Origin of the sequence: Actinoplanes sp. CA-051413 (assembly GCF_050955795.1) — a bacterium.
In the GTDB taxonomy this organism is placed as follows: domain Bacteria; phylum Actinomycetota; class Actinomycetes; order Mycobacteriales; family Micromonosporaceae; genus Actinoplanes.
The window spans coordinates 77,451-97,107 of record NZ_CP192100.1; the positions used below are offsets into that span (position 1 = coordinate 77,451).

Here is a 19,657-nt window from a genome sequence, read left to right on the forward strand (position 1 = left end):
CCACGATCTCAGCGCCACGAGCCGGCCAGGAAAGCCACCCGATCTTCGGCCGACTCGTACGCCATCATCGGCGGGTAGCTGTCGAAAGCCCCCTCGGCGTATACGAGCACGGACTTGCCGAGGGCTGCACCAACGGTGCGCAGGAATCGGCAGAAGGCGTCCAGCCTCTCCTGGCCCTGGATCTCATGCAGGCTGACATCGCTCACGATCTCGTCGGGAGTCCATGGTCGGATGATCCACTCCAAGCCGGGGTCGGGCCAAACCCACACACTCCTCAGCAAGCCCTCGAGGTTTGGATCGAACAGCTCAGCGGCTGCTGCCGGCAGCGGTCGCCGCTCGTCGCCGATCTCGTACTCACACCGCCAACCCTCGGACCGGATGAGCCCCAACAACGCTTCCCAGTCCGCGATCGCTGTACCAGGCACCACGACGTCAGGGGCGCTCCCGTTCTGCGACGGGTCGAACCACTCTGCGACGTCGACCCATCGGATGATCTCCACCCGAGCGATTCTCCTGCCACGGCTCCACTGAGAAGAGGCAATGGCACGACAGCAGGTGATGGTGCGCCAAGATGACGAACGCCTGGCCTCGGCATCAGCCGTGACCAGGCGCTTCGTACGTGGAGCGGGTGACGGGAATCGAACCCGCACTGTCAGCTTGGGAAGCTGATGTTCTGCCATTGAACTACACCCGCGAGCGGCCCCACTGTACCCGATTGTCGGGCTTGGTGGCGGAGCCGCCCCGAGTAGGCACCGGCCGGACCTGGTGCGGCCCAGCTCCCTCCCGAACCTGGCAGCGCCCCGCGACGCAGAGCGGTGGCCGGCCGGTGCCTACGACCTTGCGGCGGCGACCAGGGGGCGGCCTAAGTTGGCGGCCGGGTCGCGCCACGATCGGGTGATCGGGGGGTATCGGAGGGTCATTGCCAGGGGCAGGGCGCCGGCCGGGCCGTGGCGGCGGAGCATGGCTGTGGTGATGTCGAACTCGAACAGGCGCCAGTCGACCAGGGCGGAGGCGCGGAGGGCTTCCGCCAGGCGGTTGATCACGGCCGGGTCGGTCACCGGGTGGGCGTGGCCGGTCACGTACGCCTCGTCGTCGCTCTCCTCCGGTGGGTACGAGTGCAGGGCGTAGCGGCCGTCGCGTTCCAGGTCGCGGCGTTTTGCCGAGTTGACCACGAAGCAGTAGAGGCCTTCGTCGGTGATGACCGGGGACACGGGGTGCACGCGGGGCCCGCCGTCGGCGCGGACTGTCGCGAGGTAGCCCATGCCGGGGCCGTACTGCTGGAGCAGTGCGCGGACGGCCGCGGCGAGCTCGGGCTCAGCCGCAGCGAATTCGGACCAGGAAGCCATGCGAACATCATATCGAACATATGTTCTAGTCGACCACTGAACACGCACCCCAATGCCGGTCGGTATGGTGTGCCGATGCTGCTCTCCGACCGTGACCTGGTCTCCGAGATCAAGTCGGAAAACCTCGCTCTCGAGCCGTTCGCGCCGGAGCTGATGCAGCCGTCCAGCATCGACGTCCGGCTGGACCGCTTCTTCCGCGTGTTCAACAACCACCTGTACACGCACATCGACCCGGCCGAGCAGCAGGACGACCTGACCGCCGAGGTCGAGACCGCCGACGGCGAGGCGTTCGTGCTGCACCCGGGCGAGTTCGTGCTGGCCTCGACGCTCGAGGTGATCACGCTGGGCGACCAGCTGGCCGGGCGGCTGGAGGGCAAGAGCAGCCTGGGCCGCCTCGGCCTGCTGACCCACTCGACCGCCGGCTTCATCGACCCGGGCTTCTCCGGGCACGTGACGCTGGAGCTGTCCAATGTGGCCAACCTGCCGATCAAGCTGTGGCCGGGCATGAAGATCGGCCAGCTGTGCATCTTCCGCCTGTCGTCCCCGGCGGAGCACCCCTACGGCTCGGCGGTCTACGGCTCGCGCTACCAGGGCCAGCGCGGCCCGACCCCGAGCCGCAGTTACCACAACTTCCGCACCTGGCCGACGGCCTGACAGATCCAAAACAGGATCAAGGGCAGCAAGATCAAGGCCATGTCGTGCCTGGTTGCATGTCACTGGCCGTCGCTCCCGCCGAGACCGGGCGAGGGCGGCCAATCGCCTGGCGGCTCATGAACGGCCACCCTCACCCTGCCGGCTGCGTGCTCGCAAGACCGGTCAGGCGCCGGGTAGCTGCGTCAGCACCGACGAGCCGGCCATGACCCACGCGCCCCACACCTCGACGATCTTCCCGTCGGCGATCCGATAGACCGCGAACTCCTGCGTGTCGATCGTCCGGCCCGTCGGTGTGTGCACGCCTGTATCAGTGAAGTGGGCGGACATCCGGTCGCCGTCGACGAGCAGGTGCCGCACTTCCCAGCGGTAGTCGGGAAACGGCTCGACCATGGCCCGCAGCCCCGCGACGTACCGGTCGAAGCCCTGGTCAGTGCCGTTGATCCGCACCTCCGGATCGACGAACTCGGCCAGGTCCGCGAACCGGCGATCGTTGCAGCACGCCAGGTAGCGCCGATAGAAGTCCCGCACAGCGTCGCCGTTCATGACCCCATCCTCGCGCGGCGGACTCGCCCGAGGCGGCAGTCAAGCGCAGCGATCAGAGGCACGCGAAGAAGTGCAGGCCAGGGCAACCCTGTTGCATCCTCGGGCGCGGTCGACCAGGGCCGACGACGGATGATAACGCCCCAAAGTCAATACAATGCTCGAATGAACCAAAACGGTACGATCTTCCACCTCACCTCGCGTCGCGTTCTCGCCGCCGCTCTGGTGATGGCCGCCTCGGGTGCGCTCGCTGTGAACGCGCAGCCGGCCAGCGCCTCGTCGCACCAGCCTTGCAAGATCGAGAAGCACAGCACCACCGCCGGCATCACCAAGGTCGGTACGGCCACCGCCACCGTCGTCACCGACGGCGTCAAGCTGACCACCGCCCGGTCCAGCAACGCCGACAAGGTGTCGTGGCGCGACTCCTTTAAGCCGGTGGCGGCCAGCACGGTCACCGAGATGAGCTACGAGACCGTCAAGCTCGACACGACCGCCGGGGACAACAACGCCGTCAACGACGCCGCGCTGCCCTCGTACCAGGTCTTCGTCAAGACGGCCGCCGGTGACGGCGTGCTCATCTTCGAGCCGTACTACTACCTGGGCTCGATCGGCGCCGGCAACCCGCAGCGCAAGGTACGCACCGAGTGGAACGTGCTCGACGGTCCGCTGTGGACGTCCTCGACCACGATCACCGGCCTGCCCAAGACCGCGGGTGGCCCGGCCACGAAGACGTTCGCCCAGGTCGTCGCGGAGAACCCCCGGATGACCGTCACGGGCATCGGCTTCGGGCTCGGCACCTACAACGCCGGAGTGACCACGGTCCTCGACGAGCAGCGCTTCGCCACGGCCCGGCAGTGCACCGAGCACCAGTGGTCGACCGGCTTCAAGTCCGGCGGCTGGTGGCACTAGGCACCGGCATCTGACGCAACGGCCGGGTCCGCGAGGACCCGGCCGCGCGCCCGTACGCGTCCTCGTACGATTGCTGCGAGCTTTCCGCGGCTGAGAGGACACCACCGTGTACCTGATGATCTCGACCTATCGCGCCCCGCTCGAGCAGGTCGACGAGGCCCGGACCGCGCACCTCGCCTTCGTCGACGAGTTGCAGCGGGCCGGCGTGCTGGTCTCCGCCGGCCGCCAGGATCCGCCGGTCGGTGGCATCCTGCTGCTGGACGTCGAGTCCGAGGCCCGGGCGCACGAGCTGCTCGCCGACGACCCTTATGTCCGCCAGGGCCTGGCCGACTACGCCGCGACCGGCTGGCAGCCCACCCGCGGCGGCCTCGCCGACTGGAAAAGCCCAACCGCCTAAGGCAGGCCGGTTGGAGAAGGCCTAACTGACGCCGATCTCGCCGAGGGCGCGCAGCGCATTGCCCTCGGCGATCTCCCGCATGAACTCCGCATGCGGAAAGTCGCCCTCAATGAGCTGCAGCGGCCCGGCAACCAGCGACAAGTAGTGCACAAGCCGATAGAGCGCCAGCCGGGCCGCATCCAGCTCTACCGTGCGCAGCGCCGGGTAGAGCGGACCGAAGCGCAGCTCCAGGAACGCGTGCTCCCACTCCACGTCGAAGAACATCGTCGCCTCGATGTCGATCAGAACCGGCTCCCCGCCGGGGCCGATCAGGACGTGGTCGGGACCCAGCTCGCCGTGGATCAGGCCGTACCCGGATCGGGGTCGCACGGCCCCGAACCGCGTATGCAGCTCTTCCTCCAGCCGCTCGCGCGCCGCCCCGATGCGCGGATCCCGCGCGGCGGCCTCGACCAGCGAGTTGAGGCCGCGTTGCCAGGCAAAGCGCGCCGGGGTCTCGCCCAGGAAGCCGAAGCTGGGCGCCTGATGGCTGTGCATCGTCCGGAGCATCTCGGCCAACCGACCGAGAGCCTCGCGCCCGGCCGCCGGGTCGCGCTCCAGCAGCGCCTCCAGCGTGCCCCCGCGGACGTCCTCGACCAGCGCGCGGTCCGGACCCATCCTCACGATTTCCGGTACGCGCACCCCGAGGTCCCGAAGCAGCTTGTGGCACCGGACAAACCCGTCACGCCCCGCATCGGCCTGGAACGGTCCGACGTCAAGCCCGGTCTGCGCAGGCCAGAAGTTCTCCTCCGCCGCCCAGCGGTACAACAGCACGGTCGACCCGTCGTCAAGAGTGAGCCGGTAAACACCCTTGGTGGTGCCGCCGGCGAGGCGGGACAACTCGCGGAGCCGGCGGTCGGTGCCGTACGTGTCGCGTACGAGATCTTGCAGGTCTTCTGGGGTGACGAAAGCGCGCATCCGGTCCACCTTTCCGCACCGGCGCGCGGGGGGACACCGAGTTACGCGCGGTGCGAGCGGAGCCGGCCGACCTCGCCCACGATGGTGTTGATCAGCAGGGTGTTGAGCAGGACGCCGGCCGCGACGCTCAGCCACAGCATGGCGATGGCCAGCCAGCCGTCGCCGAGCAGGAAGACCGGCGCGAAGATGATCGAGACCGGCGCGGTGAGCCCGATCAGGTAGACCGCGGCCGATGACGGCTCGTGGTTGCCGGTGGCGAGGTTTCCGCCGAGCAGGATGACCGAGGTGACCGCGACGGCGAATAGGTAGACGCGGGTGGTCCAGGTGCCGAGGAAGAAATTGGTCATGCGGTCCATCGTGGTGAGGCCGCCGGGCGCTCTCCTGAGTAGCGCTACTCAGGAGGGCCCGGTACTCAGCTCAGATCCGCGCCGGTGAGCAGCCCACGGATCTTCAGCTCGGCGGCGACCGCCGGGTCGCACTCGTCCACGATGACCGCCGTACCGGTGAACGTCGCGCCCAGCGCCGCGATCAGGTCTTGCAGACCCCGGGCCTGGGCGCCGGTCACCGCCCAGTCGTCGACCACCAGCACCCGGTCGGCCGGGCCGACCAATCGGGTACGCACGCCGAGCTGCTGGCCGGCACCGCGGTGATCGGCCGGCACCCGCGCCCACGTCATCGGCTCGGCGATCGGCAGCCGCGCCCCCGCCCGGTACGCCTCCACGAAGCCCACCCCCAGCGCGCGGGCCACCAGCGGGCCGACGAGGAAGCCGGTCACCTCCGGCGAGACCACCACCGTGGGCGTGGCGTCCGGAAAAAGTCCCGCCAGTCCCGGACCGAGCTCGTCGAGCACCAACGGGTCGCGCCACCAGCCGGAGCGGTCGCTGACGAGCAGATCGGTGCCCGGACCGGGGTCGGTCCAACGGAATCCGGCGCGAAGCCGGTCACGCAGGTCGGATGCCACAGCGCCATGGTGTCACCGCGGGCGCGGTACCCCGGCGCCGAGTGGGCAGAACCCGCTCAGACTAGGGGTCAAGTTGATGCAGCCGCCCACGTGCATCAGGCATGCTGTTCGGCGTACCCATGCCGATTCTCCCGGCGGGCCGCCGCCCGCTCAGCCCAGCATCCCGCGCCGGCCTCGGCGCGGCCCTCGTGCTGCTCGTTGTCGTGTCGGGCGTGGAGATCGCGGACGGCCCGCAGGCCAACTTCGTCGGGCTCTACGCCGCCGTGCCGTTCCTGGCCGCCGTGTTCGCCTACTGGCAGACCGTGCTCGCCGTCGGCGCCATCGCGACGATCGTCGGGATGGTCTTCGCCGGCACCGACGGACGCTTCGACACCGTCGGGATGGTCAACGTGGTCGGTATCACACTGGCCACCGGGATCGCCGCCGCGGTCGCGACCATCCGGCAGCGCAAGGACAACCGGATCGCCGAGCTGCTGCGCCTGGCGGCGGTCGCGCAGCAGGCGGTGCTGCGCCCGCTCGGCCCGCAGGTCGGCAACCTCGCGGTCGCGGGCCGCTACATCTCGGCGTCGGCCGCGGCGGACATCGGCGGAGACCTCTACGAGGCCCTGGACACCCCGTACGGCGTACGGATCATCATCGGCGATGTGCGGGGCAAGGGCCTGGACGCGGTACGGCTGGCCAGCATCGTGCTGGGCTCGTACCGGCACGTGGCGTTCGAGCGGGCCGACCTGCGGTCCATCGTCACGGATCTGGACCGGGCGGTGGCCCGTAGCGTGGGCGACGAGGACTTCGTGACCGCCGCGCTGGTCGAGGAGCGGGGCGGCACGCTGACCATCGTCAACTGTGGACATCCGGCCCCGCTGCTGCTGCGGCGCGGGCAGGTCATCGCGCTCGATCCGCCGGCGCCGGCCCCGCCCCTGGGGTTCATGCCGGTGGCCCGGCCCCGGGTGGAGCGGCTGGAGCCGGGGGACCGGTTGCTGCTGTTCACCGACGGCCTGGGCGAGGCGCGCCGGGACGGCGAGTTCTTCCCGACCGCGGACCGGGCCTGGCGGCTGCTGGGTCACGGCACGGTCGGGGACGGTCTGGCGTCGCTCGAGACCGCCCTGGTCGACTGGGTGCACGGGCAGCTGGACGACGACATCGCCCTGGTGCTGCTGGAGTACACGGGCCCGGACGGCAGCGCGTCCATGGCCATGCCGAGCTGGGAAGTCGGCGCCGCGGGGAGCTAGTCCTCGGTCTTGTCCGGCTCGGCCGGCGCGGTCTCCGGCGCCTGCGCTTCGGCTGCCGGCACAGGCACCACGGCAACCGCGGCGCGTGCGGCGATCGTCTCCGGCTGACGGTGCCGTCCCACATAGTGGCGTGGCTGGTCCGCCTGCCGGGGCTCCGGAATCAGACTCTTGATCGTGGCGAACATACTGACCTCCCCGGGTCGGGCGTACGTTTCGTCGCGTACATCCGGAGCAACGACGGGCTGGGCCCGTCGATACGTCCCGGCGGCGCGGCGACTTGCAAATGACCGAACGGTTGCCCCGGTTGCCACCTGATCGGAGACGTTTGACCCCCAACCCGACGGACAGCAAATGATCGAAGCGGACTTGTCGGGCCCTACCCATGGGTAATACAGTGGTGGTTACTGACGGGTAACTCGCGTCCGGAGAGCGGGGCCAAGAACACATGAGTCACTACAAGAGCAACCTGCGCGACCTCGAGTTCAACCTCTTCGAGGTCTTCGGGGCGGATCGTGCTTTCGGCCAGGCGCCGTTCGACGGCATCGACGCCGAGACCGCACGCGACGTGCTCGCGGAGGTCAACCGCCTCGCTCGCGAGGACCTCGCGGCCAGCTACATCGAGGCCGACCGCAACCCGCCGCGTTTCGACCCGGCGACCAACACCGCGGATCTGCCCGAGGCCTTCAAGAAGTCGTACGCCGCGTTCATGGCGTCCGAGTTCTGGCGCCTCGACCTGCCCGAGGCGCTGGGTGGCACCCTCGCCCCGCGTGCGCTGTGGTGGGCGATCGCCGAGCAGATCCTGGGCTCCAACGCCCCGGTCTGGATGTACTCGTCCGGTCCCTCCTTCGCGCACGTCGTGCACGTCGAGGGCACCGAGGAGCAGAAGAAGTGGGCGAAGCTCTTCGTCGACAAGCAGTGGGGCTCGACGATGGTGCTCACCGAGCCCGACGCCGGCTCCGACGTCGGCGCCGGCCGCACCCGGGCCATCCCGCAGCCCGACGGCTCGTGGCACATCGAGGGCGTCAAGCGCTTCATCACCTCGGGTGAGCACGACCTGAGCGACAACATCATCCACTACGTGCTGGCCCGCCCGGTCGGCGTCGAGGGTGCCGGCGGCCCGGGCACCAAGGGCCTGTCGCTGTTCATCGTGCCGAAGTTCCACTTCGACCCCGAGACCGGCGAGCTGGGCGAGCGCAACGGCGTCTACGCCACCAACGTCGAGCACAAGATGGGCCTGAAGGTCTCCAACACCTGCGAGATGACCTTCGGTGAGGGCGCGCCCGCCCAGGGCTGGCTGCTCGGCGACGTGCACCAGGGCATCCGGCAGATGTTCATGATCATCGAGTACGCCCGGATGATGGTCGGCACCAAGGCGATCGCCACCCTCTCCACCGGTTACCTGAACGCGCTGGAGTACGCCAAGAACCGCGTCCAGGGCGCCGACCTGGTGCAGAACACGAACAAGGCCGCCCCGCGCGTCACGATCACCCACCACCCGGACGTACGCCGTTCGCTGATGCTGCAGAAGGCGTACGCGGAGGGTCTGCGCTCGCTGGTCATCTACACGGCCACCTGGCAGGACAAGGTCTACATCGCGCAGGCCGCCGGGGACAAGGAGGGCGCCGAGCTGGCCGAGCGGATCAACGACCTGTTGCTCCCGCTGGTCAAGGGCGTCGGCTCGGAGCGGGCGTACGAGCTGCTCGGCCACGAGTCGCTGCAGACCTTCGGTGGCTCCGGCTTCCTGCAGGACTACCCGCTGGAGCAGTACGTCCGCGACGCCAAGATCGACACCCTGTACGAGGGCACCACGGCGATCCAGAGCCTGGACCTGATCTTCCGCAAGATCGTCAAGGACCAGGGTCAGGCCCTCGCCGCGCTCGCCACCGAGATGCAGGAGTTCATCGACAGCGAGGCCGGCAACGGTCAGCTCAAGGTCGAGCGGGCGTCGCTCGGCAAGGCGCTCGGCGAGCTCCAGGCCATCCTGGGCATCCAGATGGGCTGGCTGCAGGCGGTGCAGGGCGGCGACGCCCGCGAGCTGTACAAGGTCGGCCTCACGTCCCGCCGGGTGCTGCTCGCCCTGGGTGACGTGGTCGTCTCGTGGCTCCTGCTGCGCGGCGCCGAGGCTTCCCTCAAGGCGCTGGGCGCCGAGGTCAGCCCGGCCGACAAGACCTTCTACGAGGGCAAGATCGCCGCGGCCCGGTTCTTCGCCCGCGAGGTGCTGCCCCGCATCGGCTCGGACCGCCGGATCATCGAGAACACCACCCTCGACGTGATGGACCTGCCCGAAGAGGCGTTCTGATCTTCACCTCCTCCTGAGATGACGGAAGCCGGCGGACAATGACGTCCGCCGGCTTCCGGCTATCCGCGGGCAGTGTGCTCGGCGATCAGGGGCAACGTGAACGGCTCGGTCTGCGACCAGAGCCCCTCGGCCCGGTGCACGGCCAGCCCGGCGGTCCGTATCGCCGTCAGCGGCGCTTCTCCGTCGTACGGGCGCAGCAGGATCGACACATCGGACATCGTGGGGTTGTGCCCGATGACCAGCACCGTGCGCACCGCGTCCGGCACGGCCCGGAGCAGATCGATGACCTCCGTGCGGCCGCCGTCGTAGAGCCGCTGCTCGTAGTGCACCTCGGGACTGGGCGACTCCGGATCGGCCTGCGCGAGCGCCACCGAAACGCCCTGCCAGGTCTGCCTCGTCCGGCGCGCCGACGAGCACAGCACCAGGTCCGGACGCAGCCGCTTGTCGGCCAGCCAGGAGCCGGCCGCGTCGGCATCGGCGTCACCCTTCTCGGTGAGCCGGCGCTCGAAATCGGGCAGCTCACCGGGGGTCTCGGCCTTGGCGTGCCGCAGCAGGACCAACGTCCGCACAGTCATGTTGTTCAGCTTGCCTGATTGAGGAATCCGCTGCCTGGGTAGACACCCCCATCGACGTATTGCCGCGGCTCGGTGCGGCAGCCACGAGCCATGGGAGGCCATTTATGGGCATCGGCGGAAGTATTTTCCTACTCGCGCTGGGAGCGATCCTGGCGTTCGCTGTCAACGCGGACATCAGCGGTCTGGACATCAACGTCGTCGGCTACGTACTCATGCTGGCGGGCCTCATCGGCCTGGCCATCACGCTCTGGTACTGGAACAGCCGCCGCCGTCCCGCCGCCGCCGTGCAGCAGCGGCCGGTCGTCACCAACGACCCGGCCTACCGTGACGGTGAGGTCGTGCAGGAGTACCGCGAGACCACTCGTCGCGAGCCCCCGCCCCCGCCGCCGTACGGCGCCTGACAGCAGGCGACAGGGAGTGCCACCGCACCGGTGGCACTCCCTTCGTCGTACCCGGAGGCTGGATCAGGCCAGCTGCGCGCGGACCCCGTCGGCCAGCGGGGTGGCCGGGCGGCCGAGCAGGTGGGCCAGGTCCTCGGTGCCGGTGTAGAGCGCACCGGAGGCGGCGTGGTGGTCCGAGTCGGCCAGGACGGCGGCGAAGCCCTCCGGCAGGCCGACACCGACCAGGAACTCGACGTACTTGTCCTGCGGCAGATTGGTGTAGGTGACCTCGCGGCCGGACTGGCGGGAGACCTCGGCGGCGAGCTCGGCCAGCGTGACGCCTTCGCCGCCCAGCTCGTACACCTGCTTGTCGTGCTTGTCCGCGAGCACCGCCGCGGCCGCCGCCTCGGCCAGGTCCGCCCGGGTGGCCAGGCTGAGCTTGCCGTCGCCGGCGGCACCGACCAGGCCGTGCTCGAGGGCACCGCGCAGGTCGTAGTTCTCCAGGTACCAGCCGTTGCGCAGGATGACCGACGGGATGCCGGTCGCGGCGAGGGCCTGCTCGGTGGCGAGGTGCTCGGTGGCGAGGATCATGCCGGACGAGTCGGCGTGCGGGGCGCTGGTGTAGACGATCAGGCCGATGCCGGCGTCCTTGGCCGCGTCGACCACGTTCTGGTGCTGCGGGATGCGCTTGCCGGGCTCGCTGGCCGAGACGAAGAGCAGCTTGTCGGCCCCCGCGAAGACCTTGCGCAGGGACTCCGGCTCGTCGTACGAGGCGTACTGGACGCGTACGCCACGGTCGGCGAGGTCCTGGATCTTCTCGATGCTGCGGCCGATCGCCACGATCTGGTCGGCGGGCACACCGCGCGAGAGCAGGGACTCGACGGCGTGGCGGCCGAAATGCCCGGTGGCCCCGGTGACGACGATGGTCATGCGAACTCCTCAACAAGCGTTTCCGACGGCCGGTCGACCGTCCCCTGGCACAACTGCGCAGCTCGAGGCTTACTTCCCATGAGATAGAGAGCACCTTGAAGTGCAGTACACACCTGAGGGATAGTTCCCTGGTGGAAGCCGACGTGTACGCCAAGAACTGCCCCAGCCGTCAGCTGCTGGACCGCATCGGTGACGCCTGGAGCGTGCTGATCGTCGCATCGCTGGCCGACGGCGCGATGCGCTACACCGAACTCAGTCACCGCATCTCCGGCATCAGCCCCAAGATGCTGACCCAGACCCTGCGCGCCCTGGAGCGCGACGGCCTGGTCACCCGCACGGTCTATCCCGTCGTCCCGCCCCGCGTGGACTACGCCCTGACCTCACTCGGGCGCAGCCTGCTGAGCCTGGTCGACGCGCTGCAGGAGTGGGCGGAGAAGCACATCGCGGATGTGATCGAGGCCCGTCACGCCTACGACGCGCGGGACTGAAGCCACTCCAGCGCCGCTTTCGCGGAGGTCAGGATCGAGATGTGCCCGTCGTCCGGGCGCAGCCACAGCTCGGCGGTGGGACAGTGCCCGGCGAGCCAGACGCCGTGTGAGCTCGGCACCATCAGATCCGCGCCGCCGTGCACGATCAGCAGCGGAGCCGTGATGGTGGCCGGATCGAAGCCCCACGGCGCGACGTAGGCCAGATCATCGTCGATCAGCGCGGCCGGGCCGGCGGCCAGCGCCGGGTGCACCACGTCCAGGATCCAGGACCACTCGCCGGCGAACATGGCCTGGTCGCGATCGGTGAAGCCGGGCTCGGCGTCGGTGACCGTGGCCTCGTGGTGCTCCTTGGCGGCCCGGCCCTGGGCCGCCGCGCGCAGGGAGGCGAGGCTGGAGGGGGCCATCCCGGCGAACCAGGCCAGCCCCTCAGCGCCGTAGGGAGCCAGCCCGGAGAGCGTCGCCACTGCGGTGATGCGGCCCGGCAGCAGGGCGGCGCAGGCCATGGCGTGCGGGCCACCACCGGAGTGGCCCATGGCGGCGAAGCGGTCGAGGCCGAGCTCGTCCGCGACGGCCGCGACATCCTCGGCCGCGGATGCGATGTCCCGGTCCGGGCGGGGGGTGGAGCCGCCGTAACCCGGCCGGTCGTACGAGAGCCAGCGGATCCCGTCGCGCATCAGCGGTACGGGCGGCGCGCCGAGATTCGGGGTGCCGTGGAACCAGAAGACCGGCGTGCCGTCCCCACCCGTGTCGTACGCGTGCAGGGTGCGGCCGTCGCCGAGCTTGAGGTCGAATTCCATAGGGCCCCTATGCGTAGAGGGCGAAGTAGATCGCGATGTGATGGCAGAGGCCGGCCAGCAGGGTGCAGGCGTGGAAGAACTCGTGGTGGCCGAAGACGTCCGGCCATGGGTTCGGGCGGCGCATGGCGTAGAAGACCGCGCCGGCGCTGTAGATGACTCCGCCGGCCGCCAGCAGCACCAGGTCGGCCACGCCGCCGTTGTGCAGGATGTCCGGCAGGATGGCCACCGCGCCCCAGCCCAGCGCCAGGTAGAGCGGCGCGCCGACCCAGCGGGGCAGGTGCGGCCAGATGCTCTTGAGGGCCACGCCACCCACGGCACCGGCCCAGATCAGGGTGAGCAGCAGAGTCGCCTTGTCGCGCTCCAGCAGCAGGACGCAGAACGGCGTGTAGGTGCCCGCGATGAAGATGAAGATCATCGAGTGGTCCAGGCGCCGCATGATCTGGTAGCCGCGCTCACCCCACTGGCGGCGGTGGTAGAGCGCGCTGATGCCGAAGAGACCGCACACCGTGATGCTGTAGATCAGGGTGCTCACGAAGGGCGCGATGCCGGGACGGGTCGCGGCGAACGAACAGAGCACAACGCCGCAGATCAACGCGACGAAGAACGCGTACTGGTGCAGCCGGCCGCGCAAACGCGGCTTGCCGATGTCGGCAGGCTTCATCTGGAACGGGGCTTCGGTCGTCACGGCTCCAGGCTACGGCACCGTAGGTTACTGGCGGGTAGTGAAGCGGCTCACCTCAGCTGTCCAGGCCGCGAAGGATCAGCGGCAGCCGGGCCGCCGCACCCGGCTCCACCAGCACCGGGACTCCCCAGTCCTGCCTGGTGAGGTGGCAGGCGGCATGCTCCACGTCTGCGTCACAGGTGGCAGCCTGCGCCACCACCTGCAGGATGCCCTTGGGGACCGCCGGGTTGAGCACGAGGCGACGGGACAGATCGGTGGACGTGCCCTCGCCCTCCAGGAGCAACTCCGGCGGCGAGGCGGAAACCACCAGGCGGGTCGACGGGCCGAACGACGTGTCCAGCTTCTGACCCGGGGCCGGGGTGAAGACCACATCCAAGGTCACCTCGCCCGGGGCCAGCGACGACGGCGGGCGCTCGGTGCGGTGTCGCTCGCCGGCGACCGTACGGACCGCGCCCGGCGCGAGCCGCACCAGGCGGTGGGCGCCGGACTCGACCACGAACACCTCGCCGGCCCGGGTGAGCAGAACGTCGCTCGGCTCGCTCAGACCGGAATCCACCGTGGACACCTCGCCGGTGGCCGGATCGAAACGCCGGACAGCACCGTTGTAGGTGTCGGCGACCAGCACCGAGCCGTCCGGCAACCCGCACACCCCCAGCGGATGCTGCAGCAACGCCTCGGCGGCCGGCCCATCCACGTGGCCGAAGTCGAACAGGCCCTGCCCGACGGCGGTGTGCAGCTCACCGGCCTCGACCCAGCGCAGCGCCGACGTCTCGCTGTCGGCGATCCAGAGCCGGTCACCGGCCGCGGACAGGCCCGAGGGCTGCGCCATCCACACGTCGGGGAGCTTGCCGTCGCGCAGGGCTTCGACGGTGGTGCCCGCGTACACGCCGGAGCCGCCGGTGGCCGGGTCGAACCACCAGAGCTGGTGGATGCCGGCCATCGCGACGATCATCTGACCCTCAAACCAGGCCACGTCCCAGGGCGAGGAGAGCGCCACCCCGTCGTCGGCCGCGGACCGCCACGGCCGGCCGGTGCCGGCCACGGTGATGACCTCGCCGGTCTCCAGCCGCAGGCCGCGCAGCAGATGGTTGACCGTGTCGGCGACGACCACGTCGTAGTCGGCGGTGCCCGCAGGGAGCAGGCAGAGGCCCTGAGGCTCGGAGAAGCTCGCGACCTCGGCCGGGCCGTCGGTGCGGCCACGCTCACCCGTGCCGAACCGGCGCACCAGCGACTCGCCGTCAGCGGTCAGCTCGACCAGCGAGTGGCGGGCCGAGTCGGAGACGAGCAGGTTTCCGTTCGGCAGCTCGATGGCCTTGCCGGGGAAACGCAACAGGGTGTCGGGGGCGGCCGGCGGCACGTACGGGCCGTCGCCGCGGTGCAGCGTGCCCTTCGCCTCGTGGGTGGCGATCAGCTCGTCCAGCAGGCGCGTCAGGCCCTCGGCGTGACCCTCGCCGGCCATCGAGGCGACGACGTAACCCTCGGGGTCGATCACCGAGAGAGTGGGCCAGGCCTTGGCGGCGTACTGCTGCCACATGTGCATGTCGGCGTCGTCCAGGACGGGGTGGTGCACGCCGTACCGTTCGACGGCCGCAGCCAGGGCGGCCGGGTCCCGCTCGTGCTCGAACTTCGGCGAGTGCACGCCGATGATGACGAGGACGTCGCCGTACTTCTCCTCGAGGGGGCGCAGCTCGTCCAGGACGTGCAGGCAGTTGATGCAGCAGAACGTCCAGAAATCGAGGATCGCCACCTTGCCGCGCAGGTCGGCCAGGGTCAGAGAACGGCCACCGGTGTTCAGCCAGCCCCGGCCCCGCAGCTCGGGGGCCCGTACGCGCGCGGTCATGAACCCATCGTGCCCGACGCGCGGGCCACCCCAGGTCCGGGGTGGCCGCGCTTCGCGCACGTCACACCATCAGAGCCGCGGCGTGTCGTCAGGCCGCGGCTTTCGTCAGGGGCGTGGTTTCAGGCAGAGCACCTGGCTGCGGCCGTTGTCGGTCGGGTTGACCACGTACGGCTGATTCGGGTCCGGGCACTGCTCCTTGGTGTCGACGATCGCCGTCACCTCGAACGACCCGGCATCGCTGCAGTTGGCGGTGACCGCCTCATTGCCGTTGCGCTTGACGCAGTCACCGGCGCTCACCGAGAAGCCGGCGTTGCCGCCGTCGTGCGAACCCCGGGCGATCAGCCAGGTCACGCCCAGCGTCAGACCGACGATCAGGCCGGCGCCGAGGATGACCCCGAGGATCACCGGCAGCATCCGGACATGCGGCGTCTCCGGCTTGGCCACCTCGGTCGGCACGATCTCCGGCGCATCCGCCTTGAACGAGTCGAACCGGCCCTGGTCAGGGTCCCCTTCGGGCCGTCCGGGCCAGGCCGCGGTCTGCTCCGGGCCGGGCGGCGTCACCGTGGCCCGGCTGGCCGGCCCCGGGAAGACACCACCCATCCGCGGCCGGTCCCCGAACGGCTGGGTGGCATCCGGCGCCGGCGCGGGCGGGAAGCCGTTCTCCAGCGGCGGGGCGGCGTGCATGGACGGCAGTGCGGGCGCCGGAACGTACGGCTGCTCGGAACCCTGCCCGCGGCCCGACACGTCCGTGGTGTTCTCGCTGTAGTGGTCCGGCGGCGTGGTGCGGGCGGCCGGGTTGCCGGGCACTGCGCCCGGCTGGTCCGGCTGACCGGACCGGCCGCGACCGGCGATGTCCGTGGTGAACTCGGTGAACTGGGCCGCGGCGGCCCGCGGATCCGGCACCTGGCCGGGAGCGGGCGAGGCCGGTGCGAACGGCTGGCCGGGCGGGCTGACCCGGGCGCTGGCCGAAGCCCGGCCCGAGGCGCGACCGGGCGGCTGGGCGCCGCCGGAGGTGGGCGCGGCGCCGAACGCACCGGACGTCGGGGCTGCTTCGGGGGCGCCGGAATCCGTTGAGGGGCCGCCGTGCTCCGGGGGTGCGCCGAACGCGCCCGAGGACGGACGGACAGCGAACGGGTCGTCCTGGCCGGGCCGCTCGCCCTGGGCGCCGCCGGGCCAGTTCCCCTGGCTGCCGGGGCGGTCGTCCTGGCCGCCGGGCCAGCTTCCCTGGCTGCCTGGGCGGTCGCTCTGATCGCCGGGCCGGTCGCTCAGGCTGCCGGGCCAGTCTCCCTGGGTGCCGGGCCGGTCGTCCTGGCCGCTGGGCCGGTCGCTGAGGCCGCCGGGCCGGTCGCTCTGGCCGTCCCCGAACGGGGATGCGCCGGACGACGGCCGGGTGCCGAACGGGGCCTCGGACGGGCGCCCGTAGGTGCCGTCAGCGGGCGCGGGCGTGCCGTACGTGCCGTCTGCCGTCGCCGGCTTCCCATAAGTGCCGTCGGCAGATGCCGGCGCACCGTAGGTGCCGTCCGCGGGGACCGGCTTGGCGTAGGGGTTGTCTGCGGGGACCGGCTTGGCGTAGAGGTTGTCGGCCGGAGGGGCGAACGGGCTCGCGGGCGGCGTGCCGTAGCTGCCGTCGGTCTGCGGCGCGAAGGGGCTCGCGGGCGGCTTGCCGTAGGTACCGTCGGCCGGGCGGGCGTAAGGATTCTCCGGGGGCTGGCCGTAGGCGCCGGAGGTCGGCGCGGACTCGCGGGCACCCGAGGTGGGTGCCGCGCCGAACGCGCCGCTGACCGGCTGATCCTCGTCCTGGTACGGCGACTGCGGCGCGGGCTCGTCGACCGGGGCCGGACGACCGTAGACGCGCGGCTGCGGGCTCGCTGCGGCCGGCGGGGGCACTTCCTCGGCGTCCGCGGGCGGAGCCACCCGGCTCGCCACGGGCACGGAGGCACTGGCCGACACCGGACGTGCGGTGCCCTTGGCCGGACCGGCCGCGGGCGGCTCGCCGGATTCGGGGCGCTCGGCGGGGTCCCGCGGCTGCGGGACGGCTGCGGCGTTGCGGGGCTCGGCTGCTACCGGCGAACCGATGCTGCCGAGCGAGGCGCCCGGGACACGCTGGGGATATCCGCCGCTGCCGCTCTCGGGGCGAACGGCGTCGGGCGGACCGGCCGCCGCGAAGGACGCGCCGGGGATGCGCTGGGCGTAGCCGTTGCCGCCGGGCCCGTCCGGCGGCTGGTCAGCGTCGAAGCGGCCGGCCTCGGGACGGGCGAACGGCGACTGGTCGTCACCGTCACCCGGGCGGTCGGAAGCGCTGCGGATCGGTGCGGGGAAGTCGCCGTCGGCACCTTCGCGGCGGAACGAGCCGTCGCGGAAGGGGTTGCTGTCGGGGCGACTTCCACCGGGGAAGCCTTCGCTGTCCACGTCGTCGTCTCCACCTGCGGGGAAGGCGCCACCACGATTCGGCGGCGTGCCGTTGTCGGCGGCGTTACGTGCGGAGAAAGCGCCGCTACCGGGGCCGAAGCCACCGTTGTCGGCGGCGCCGCGAGCGGGGAAGGAACCGTCGGACTCGCCGCGGGCCGGGAAGGCGCCGCCGTCGCCACGGGAGGGGAAGGCGCCGCTGTCCGCGTCACTCCGCGAACCGAAGGAGCCGTTGTCGGCGCTGCGAGCGGAGAATGCGCCGCCGCTGTCGGCGGGCAAGGCGATGTCATCGGCGTCGCTGCGGGCTGCGAAAGAGTCGCCGCGGGCGGAAAAGGCGCCGTCACTGCGGGCGGGGCTGTCGCCGCCGCGGGCGCCGGCGCCCCGGATCGGGAAGCTGCCGTTGCCGGAGCCACCGCGGGTCGGGAAGCCGCCGCTTTCGCTGCCGCTGCGGGTGGGGAAGCCGCCGCTTTCGCTGCCACCCTGAGTGGGGAAGCCGCCGCTTTCGCCGCCTCCGCGGGTGGGGAAGCCGCCGCTCTCAGCGCCACCACGAGTAGGCAGGCTGCCATTTTCGCTGCCGCCGCGGGTCGGGAAGCCGCCGCTCTCACTGCCACCGCGAGAAGGCAGGCCGCTGCTCTCGCCGCCGCTACGGCCGGGGAAAGCGTCGTTGTCCCCGCCGGCGGGCGGTGCGTCCGGCAGGCCGGTCAGAGTCGCGCCGGGAACGCGGACCCGCTGGTCACCGAAAGCCGACATCCCCGCCGGACGCTCGCGGGACTGCTGGTCGTCGTCGGAGCGGGCGGCGCCGAAGGCCTCGCCGGCCGGGGAGCCACCGAAAGGCTCCCGGGGCGCGGGCGCGAACGATGACCGTTCAGCCGGACCGGACGGTGACTGGTCGGCCGGGGCCGATTCCGGTCGGTCGAAGGGCGAGCCACCGGGGCGGCGTGCCGCGTCCGGCGCCGACTCGGCCGGCTGGCGGGCCGGGGTGAAGCCGTTGAACTCGCCGACCGGGCCGTCCAGCGGTCCACCGGCGATGCCGGGCGAACGCTGAGGCAACTCGCCGCCGCCGCGGTACGGGTGCGGCTCGGCGGCGCGGGTGAACGGGTCGTCCTGAGCTGCGCCGGCCGGCTGGGTCGTCGGCGGGGGAGCCCACGCGGACTCCGGCGCGGCGAACGAGTCGGGTTTGCCCTGGGCGGCGGCCGGCGGGCGCTGGGGCAGGGCGCCGGGCTCGGGCACGCGGGCAGAGCCGCTGGAGCTCGACGCGAACTGGGCCGCTCCCGGGCCGAAGGCCGGGCCCGGCGTCCGCGCCGGATCCGATCCCTGCTGGCCGGTGGACGGTGGTGGGAAGTCGGGTGCCGAGGGAGAACTGGGCTCGCGCTGAGACAGCGGGAAGGCGGCCGGAGACCCGGGCTGCTGCGGCCCACGCTGCGAGAGCGGGGGCGGGAAGGCCGGCGATCCGGGCTGGGGCTCGCGCTGCGAGAGCGGCGGCGGGAAGCCGGGCGACCCAGGCTGGGGCTCACGCTGCGAAAGGGGGGACAGCGACCCGGGCTGGAGCTCGCGCTGCGAGAGTGGCGGCGGGAAGCCGGGCGATGACGGTCCAGACGCCGGGGACCCGGGTTGCTGCGGTCCGCGCTGGGAGAGCGGGGGCGGAAAGCCGGGCGAGGAAGATCCAGACGACTGCGACGCGGGCGGCTGGGAGCCGCGCTGTGCGAGCGGAGTGGCGGCGCCGGGCGTCGAGGGTCCAGAGGGGGACCCGGGCTGCTGGGGTCCGCGCTGCGTGAGCGGCGGCGGGAAGCCGGGCGGCGGCGACCCGGGAGATTGCGAGCCGGGCGACTGCAGGCCAGGCGACTGGGGGCCGGGCGGCGGCGGAAAGCCGGCGGGCGGGAAGCCGGGCGGCTGCTGCGGCGCCGGCTGCTGGCCGGCCGGCGGCACCGCGGGCACCACGAACGGCGAGCCGCCGTTGGGGGTGGCGTGCGGCGGCGGGGCGTACGCGCTCGGGAAGGATTCCTGGGCGTGCGGGTACGACGGGGCCCGGTCGGCGGTCTTGTGACCGTCGGAGTCCGGTGGGAAGGCGTCCGGCGGGAAGCCGTCGGTGCCGAACGGGTCGGCTCCGCTGCCCGACGTGGCCCCCGGCTGGTGGCCGGCGTGCTGGCCCTCGGACGTCATACGCGCCTCCTCCATGACTGTCGGCCGTGCCAGCTTGCCACGGACGCGGCCGACCCTGCAGAGCTGGGCGTCGCCCGGTCACTGCCCCGCCCGGCCGGCCGAGCCGGGCA

At 71.5% G+C, this 19,657-nt stretch carries 20 protein-coding genes and 1 tRNA gene; 7 read left to right on the top strand and 14 right to left on the bottom strand.

Features of this window, described 5'->3' with window-relative positions; genetic code table 11:
• Nucleotides 1-8 precede the first annotated feature (8 nt).
• The 3 genes from ACQP2Y_RS00360 to ACQP2Y_RS00370 all read right to left on the bottom strand — a co-directional run bounded on the left by ACQP2Y_RS00360 (nt 9) and on the right by ACQP2Y_RS00370 (nt 1,346).
• Nucleotides 9-500 carry a hypothetical protein gene (locus tag ACQP2Y_RS00360; RefSeq protein WP_433723475.1) on the bottom strand — a complete coding sequence of 164 codons (492 nt, stop codon included), beginning with the start codon at nt 498-500 and terminating at the stop codon, nt 9-11.
• Nucleotides 501-620: 120 nt separating this feature from the next.
• Nucleotides 621-694 (bottom strand) — tRNA-Gly (locus ACQP2Y_RS00365).
• 136 nt (nt 695-830) lie between these two features.
• Complete coding sequence (locus ACQP2Y_RS00370; protein ID WP_360546808.1) at nt 831-1,346, bottom strand: pyridoxamine 5'-phosphate oxidase family protein; 516 nt, start codon at nt 1,344-1,346, stop codon at nt 831-833.
• A gap of 75 nt (nt 1,347-1,421) precedes the next feature.
• On the opposite strand from ACQP2Y_RS00370, the gene dcd reads away from it, so the two are divergent.
• Nucleotides 1,422-2,000 carry a dCTP deaminase gene (dcd, locus tag ACQP2Y_RS00375; RefSeq protein WP_433723477.1) on the top strand — a complete coding sequence of 193 codons (579 nt, stop codon included), beginning with the start codon at nt 1,422-1,424 and terminating at the stop codon, nt 1,998-2,000.
• Nucleotides 2,001-2,162: 162 nt separating this feature from the next.
• Here the strand turns inward: dcd and ACQP2Y_RS00380 are convergent, their stop codons facing one another.
• On the bottom strand, nt 2,163-2,543 hold the full coding sequence (locus tag ACQP2Y_RS00380) for an ester cyclase (protein WP_433723479.1): 381 nt from the start codon (nt 2,541-2,543) through the stop codon (nt 2,163-2,165).
• Between the two features lie 162 nt (nt 2,544-2,705).
• On the opposite strand from ACQP2Y_RS00380, the gene ACQP2Y_RS00385 reads away from it, so the two are divergent.
• A complete protein-coding gene (locus tag ACQP2Y_RS00385; RefSeq protein ID WP_433723481.1) occupies nt 2,706-3,449 on the top strand; it encodes a hypothetical protein in 744 nt (247 codons plus the stop codon).
• A 115-nt stretch (nt 3,450-3,564) separates the two neighbouring features.
• Nucleotides 3,565-3,846, top strand: a complete 282-nt coding sequence (locus ACQP2Y_RS00390; protein ID WP_433723483.1) for a YciI family protein — start codon at nt 3,565-3,567, stop codon at nt 3,844-3,846.
• 21 nt (nt 3,847-3,867) lie between these two features.
• Here the strand turns inward: ACQP2Y_RS00390 and ACQP2Y_RS00395 are convergent, their stop codons facing one another.
• From ACQP2Y_RS00395 to ACQP2Y_RS00405, 3 genes are all read right to left on the bottom strand, one after another.
• Complete coding sequence (locus tag ACQP2Y_RS00395) at nt 3,868-4,800, bottom strand: phosphotransferase (protein ID WP_433723485.1); 933 nt, start codon at nt 4,798-4,800, stop codon at nt 3,868-3,870.
• A gap of 41 nt (nt 4,801-4,841) precedes the next feature.
• Nucleotides 4,842-5,147, bottom strand: a complete 306-nt coding sequence (locus ACQP2Y_RS00400; protein ID WP_433723487.1) for an SCO4225 family membrane protein — start codon at nt 5,145-5,147, stop codon at nt 4,842-4,844.
• A gap of 65 nt (nt 5,148-5,212) precedes the next feature.
• Nucleotides 5,213-5,761 (bottom strand): phosphoribosyltransferase, encoded by a 549-nt coding sequence (locus tag ACQP2Y_RS00405; RefSeq protein ID WP_433723489.1) that lies wholly within the window; start codon nt 5,759-5,761, stop codon nt 5,213-5,215.
• A 101-nt stretch (nt 5,762-5,862) separates the two neighbouring features.
• On the opposite strand from ACQP2Y_RS00405, the gene ACQP2Y_RS00410 reads away from it, so the two are divergent.
• A complete protein-coding gene (locus ACQP2Y_RS00410) occupies nt 5,863-6,990 on the top strand; it encodes a PP2C family protein-serine/threonine phosphatase (RefSeq protein WP_433723491.1) in 1,128 nt (375 codons plus the stop codon).
• Here ACQP2Y_RS00410 and ACQP2Y_RS00415 read toward each other — a convergent pair.
• Nucleotides 6,987-7,175, bottom strand: coding sequence for a hypothetical protein (locus tag ACQP2Y_RS00415; RefSeq protein ID WP_433723493.1), 189 nt, complete (start codon nt 7,173-7,175; stop codon nt 6,987-6,989). The genes ACQP2Y_RS00410 and ACQP2Y_RS00415 overlap by 4 nt on opposite strands.
• A gap of 260 nt (nt 7,176-7,435) precedes the next feature.
• Between ACQP2Y_RS00415 and ACQP2Y_RS00420 the strand changes: the two genes are divergently transcribed.
• A complete protein-coding gene (locus ACQP2Y_RS00420) occupies nt 7,436-9,289 on the top strand; it encodes an acyl-CoA dehydrogenase (RefSeq protein WP_433723495.1) in 1,854 nt (617 codons plus the stop codon).
• Between the two features lie 59 nt (nt 9,290-9,348).
• Here ACQP2Y_RS00420 and ACQP2Y_RS00425 read toward each other — a convergent pair whose 3' ends face one another.
• The gene (locus ACQP2Y_RS00425; RefSeq protein WP_433723497.1) at nt 9,349-9,864 is read right to left on the bottom strand and encodes a SixA phosphatase family protein; all 516 of its coding nucleotides are present in this window, start codon (nt 9,862-9,864) and stop codon (nt 9,349-9,351) included.
• A gap of 104 nt (nt 9,865-9,968) precedes the next feature.
• Here ACQP2Y_RS00425 and ACQP2Y_RS00430 point away from each other — a divergent pair, with 104 nt between their 5' ends.
• A complete protein-coding gene (locus ACQP2Y_RS00430) occupies nt 9,969-10,265 on the top strand; it encodes a DUF6458 family protein (protein WP_360546830.1) in 297 nt (98 codons plus the stop codon).
• A gap of 63 nt (nt 10,266-10,328) precedes the next feature.
• Here ACQP2Y_RS00430 and ACQP2Y_RS00435 read toward each other — a convergent pair whose 3' ends face one another.
• Nucleotides 10,329-11,174, bottom strand: a complete 846-nt coding sequence (locus ACQP2Y_RS00435) for an SDR family oxidoreductase (RefSeq protein WP_433723499.1) — start codon at nt 11,172-11,174, stop codon at nt 10,329-10,331.
• Between the two features lie 131 nt (nt 11,175-11,305).
• Here ACQP2Y_RS00435 and ACQP2Y_RS00440 point away from each other — a divergent pair, with 131 nt between their 5' ends.
• On the top strand, nt 11,306-11,662 hold the full coding sequence (locus ACQP2Y_RS00440) for a winged helix-turn-helix transcriptional regulator (protein ID WP_360546834.1): 357 nt from the start codon (nt 11,306-11,308) through the stop codon (nt 11,660-11,662).
• Here the strand turns inward: ACQP2Y_RS00440 and ACQP2Y_RS00445 are convergent.
• The 4 genes from ACQP2Y_RS00445 to ACQP2Y_RS00460 form a co-directional block, all read right to left on the bottom strand.
• Nucleotides 11,644-12,459 carry an alpha/beta fold hydrolase gene (locus ACQP2Y_RS00445; RefSeq protein ID WP_433723502.1) on the bottom strand — a complete coding sequence of 272 codons (816 nt, stop codon included), beginning with the start codon at nt 12,457-12,459 and terminating at the stop codon, nt 11,644-11,646. The two genes, ACQP2Y_RS00440 and ACQP2Y_RS00445, sit on opposite strands and share 19 nt — an antisense overlap.
• 7 nt (nt 12,460-12,466) lie before the next feature.
• Nucleotides 12,467-13,144, bottom strand: a complete 678-nt coding sequence (gene trhA / locus ACQP2Y_RS00450; RefSeq protein ID WP_433723504.1) for a PAQR family membrane homeostasis protein TrhA — start codon at nt 13,142-13,144, stop codon at nt 12,467-12,469.
• 52 nt (nt 13,145-13,196) lie between these two features.
• Entirely contained in the window at nt 13,197-14,981 is a 1,785-nt protein-coding gene (locus ACQP2Y_RS00455; RefSeq protein WP_433723506.1) for an NHL domain-containing thioredoxin family protein, read from the bottom strand.
• 105 nt (nt 14,982-15,086) lie between these two features.
• The gene (locus tag ACQP2Y_RS00460) at nt 15,087-19,547 is read right to left on the bottom strand and encodes an LppU/SCO3897 family protein (RefSeq protein ID WP_433723508.1); all 4,461 of its coding nucleotides are present in this window, start codon (nt 19,545-19,547) and stop codon (nt 15,087-15,089) included.
• Between the last annotated feature and the right edge of the window lie 110 nt (nt 19,548-19,657).

Bases quoted from the DNA above. Each gene is read 5' to 3' on its own strand.
- ACQP2Y_RS00370 (WP_360546808.1), bottom strand. From the start codon at position 1,346: ATGGCTTCCTGGTCCGAATTCGCTGCGGCTGAGCCCGAGCTCGCCGCG.
- ACQP2Y_RS00385 (WP_433723481.1), top strand. From the start codon at position 2,706: ATGAACCAAAACGGTACGATCTTCCACCTCACCTCGCGTCGCGTTCTC.
- ACQP2Y_RS00390 (WP_433723483.1), top strand. From the start codon at position 3,565: ATGATCTCGACCTATCGCGCCCCGCTCGAGCAGGTCGACGAGGCCCGG.
- dcd (WP_433723477.1), top strand. From the start codon at position 1,422: ATGCTGCTCTCCGACCGTGACCTGGTCTCCGAGATCAAGTCGGAAAAC.
- ACQP2Y_RS00380 (WP_433723479.1), bottom strand. From the start codon at position 2,543: ATGAACGGCGACGCTGTGCGGGACTTCTATCGGCGCTACCTGGCGTGC.
- ACQP2Y_RS00460 (WP_433723508.1), bottom strand. From the start codon at position 19,547: ATGACGTCCGAGGGCCAGCACGCCGGCCACCAGCCGGGGGCCACGTCG.
- ACQP2Y_RS00430 (WP_360546830.1), top strand. From the start codon at position 9,969: ATGGGCATCGGCGGAAGTATTTTCCTACTCGCGCTGGGAGCGATCCTG.
- ACQP2Y_RS00415 (WP_433723493.1), bottom strand. From the start codon at position 7,175: ATGTTCGCCACGATCAAGAGTCTGATTCCGGAGCCCCGGCAGGCGGAC.
- ACQP2Y_RS00410 (WP_433723491.1), top strand. From the start codon at position 5,863: ATGCTGTTCGGCGTACCCATGCCGATTCTCCCGGCGGGCCGCCGCCCG.
- ACQP2Y_RS00435 (WP_433723499.1), bottom strand. From the start codon at position 11,174: ATGACCATCGTCGTCACCGGGGCCACCGGGCATTTCGGCCGCCACGCC.
- ACQP2Y_RS00445 (WP_433723502.1), bottom strand. From the start codon at position 12,459: ATGGAATTCGACCTCAAGCTCGGCGACGGCCGCACCCTGCACGCGTAC.
- ACQP2Y_RS00395 (WP_433723485.1), bottom strand. From the start codon at position 4,800: ATGCGCGCTTTCGTCACCCCAGAAGACCTGCAAGATCTCGTACGCGAC.
- ACQP2Y_RS00455 (WP_433723506.1), bottom strand. From the start codon at position 14,981: ATGACCGCGCGCGTACGGGCCCCCGAGCTGCGGGGCCGGGGCTGGCTG.
- ACQP2Y_RS00420 (WP_433723495.1), top strand. From the start codon at position 7,436: ATGAGTCACTACAAGAGCAACCTGCGCGACCTCGAGTTCAACCTCTTC.
- ACQP2Y_RS00425 (WP_433723497.1), bottom strand. From the start codon at position 9,864: ATGACTGTGCGGACGTTGGTCCTGCTGCGGCACGCCAAGGCCGAGACC.
- ACQP2Y_RS00400 (WP_433723487.1), bottom strand. From the start codon at position 5,147: ATGACCAATTTCTTCCTCGGCACCTGGACCACCCGCGTCTACCTATTC.